General features: G+C 55.8%; 3 protein-coding genes. 1 reads left to right on the plus strand and 2 read right to left on the minus strand.

From position 1 onward, the window contains the following. Positions 1-397: 397 nt before the first annotated feature. Positions 398-1,123, plus strand: coding sequence for a DUF3300 domain-containing protein (locus tag AAAB35_RS07210; protein WP_340667542.1), 726 nt, complete (start codon positions 398-400; stop codon positions 1,121-1,123). On the opposite strand, the gene AAAB35_RS07215 is transcribed toward AAAB35_RS07210, so the two are convergent. Continuing rightward, positions 1,120-1,677 (minus strand): MarC family protein, encoded by a 558-nt coding sequence (locus tag AAAB35_RS07215; RefSeq protein WP_340667543.1) that lies wholly within the window; start codon positions 1,675-1,677, stop codon positions 1,120-1,122. The two genes, AAAB35_RS07210 and AAAB35_RS07215, sit on opposite strands and share 4 nt — an antisense overlap. After that, the gene (locus tag AAAB35_RS07220) at positions 1,653-1,799 is read right to left on the minus strand and encodes a hypothetical protein (protein WP_340667544.1); all 147 of its coding nucleotides are present in this window, start codon (positions 1,797-1,799) and stop codon (positions 1,653-1,655) included. The genes AAAB35_RS07215 and AAAB35_RS07220 overlap by 25 nt, the downstream gene beginning before the upstream one ends. Positions 1,800-2,193: the final 394 nt, after the last annotated feature.

Below are 2,193 nucleotides of genomic sequence, written 5' to 3' on the forward strand. Positions count from 1 at the left end.
TATGCTTAGAACTCGCCCCGGCGCGTTGGTGCGTTTATTGCGTTGTCGCCATATGCACCTTTGGGCAATATTTTTAGGCGAGTATTTTTGCCTATTCTACTGTATTGTATATGTCATTGGTGCCTAAGCTCGGATATCATCTGCTTCAAAGAACTCGAGAGGTCCGTCTGATTTGCCAACGGAATCGACCTGCTGTTGAAAACCGCGGCTGGTCGTCTAACAGCGAAGCTGCGCGGAAGATCTAGGGACGCTCCATCGTCTGTCCATGCGTCGTCGGTGCTATTCCACCGGGAGCAGACATTGATGCGGACCTGAAATGAGCGATACTGGGGTCGGATTTGCGAGCGGCTTCAGCGAGATCGTGGCTTATTGATGCAATGCGAGTGAGGGAGGATCGATGATGTCAATACACGACCGGGCGATTACATTCGTGATGTCCGCAGCATTGACGATGTTTGCCGCGTCATGGCAGGGCGAAGCTCAAGCGCAAACACAACCCGCGCCTGCGACGGCGACCACTCCGGCTGCCGCGCCAGCCGAAACCGACCTCCTTACATCGGACGAGTTGGAGACGCTTGTCGCACGCATGGCGCTTTATCCTGACGACCTCGTGGTGCTGGTACTTTCCGCGACAGTCAATCCATTGCAGATCGTCCAGGCTGCTCGGTTCGTTGAACAGGTCAAAAGCAAGCCTGACCTGAAGCCCGATCCTTCCTGGGACGGCAGTATCGTATCCCTGCTCAACTATCCCACGGTCCTGACAATGATGAACGACGATCTGGACTGGACCGAGCAGCTCGGCAAGGCGGTTGCGGACCAGCAAAAGGATGTCTTGGTTGCGATCCAACAGTTGCGTGACAAGGCGGTGGCCGACGGGACAATCAAATCGGACAGCAAAGTCATCGTCGAGACCAAGAATGAGAATGTAATTATCCGGCCGGCGCAGAAGGAAGTAACGTACGTTCCGACCTATGACCCGGCGATTCTGACCAGCCCGACGTACGTAGCGAGCGCGCCGATCGTCTATGCCGGCAGTTCCCATCGGCCATATCCTGCTCACAACCTGGGGAACCGTCATTGTGGGCGTGATCTCGGGGTAAGTTCCGCTTTGCCGAGGGTTTAGGGTCGCGGTGCAAAACCTGCGGAAATGACGGAACTCAACAGTTCGTTTCCGCCCGCCCAGAGAATCTGCAAGCCGAGGCAGAAAAGTATGAACGCGGACAGCCTCACGGCGATATCGGTACCGCCGGGACCGAGGACTTTTTGGATGCGATCCGCGTAGGCGAAGCAAAGCAGGATCGTAAGCGCCAGAACAGCAATGGCGACGACGCTTGCCACAACGAATATGATCCTGTCCGCAGGCCTCGCAATCGTTGCCTCTGAAAGTCCAATGCTGATAACGACAGCCATCGAGCCCGGCCCCGTCGTCAGGGGGAGAGTCAGAGGATAGAAGGCCTGATCGAGCAGTTTCTTGTTCGGAACGCCGCCTGCCGGTGTTTCCAGTTCCTTCCGACTTCCTTCATTGAGGAGTTTCCAGCCCGACACGGCGACAATGAATCCGCCGGCGATGCGAAGGATGGGGATTGAAATGCCGTAAAACTGCAGGATTAACGCGCCAAGCAAGAATGAGCACACCAGGAGGATGAACGAATTCAACGCGATGCGCCGTGCCAGCATGGTGCGAAGCTCGGCGTTGCGCCGCTGGTCAGACCGAGGAAGACGAGTGCGGAACCGGGGGGATTGACCACCGGAAAAATCGATGCCAGCACTAGGACGAACGTATTGATAGCAGCGTTCATTAGTGCAATTCCATATCAATCAATCGCCTGGCAGCGTGGGTCATCTCATTGCCTTCCAAACCGCAAGCGTCATCCACCGTTCGGAGAACGGTGCACGACCATACAGCGATTGGAAGCAGGTTTCCACCTGCTACGCCAGCGTCCAACCAAAGTCGACGTAAAGCTAAATTATAGCGGTTGGATCGCTTCGGCGACAACACGTATGTCAACAGCCGGAAGTGCAAATCAGGGTTGCCCAGATGTGCGATCTGTTTGAATGCCGAGGGGTGTGGCCGCGCGGCGACAGTATTGCCCCGTGGAGCGTGGTATGGCTTGTTCGATGTAGTTGGGGTTAGCGCAACATTCGCGGGAGTTGCAAAATTCCCGATAGAGTTCGAATGCTGCCAAGTAGGCC

Source organism: Phyllobacterium sp., from assembly GCF_037994425.1.
Classification (GTDB): Bacteria; Pseudomonadota; Alphaproteobacteria; order Rhizobiales; family Rhizobiaceae; genus Phyllobacterium.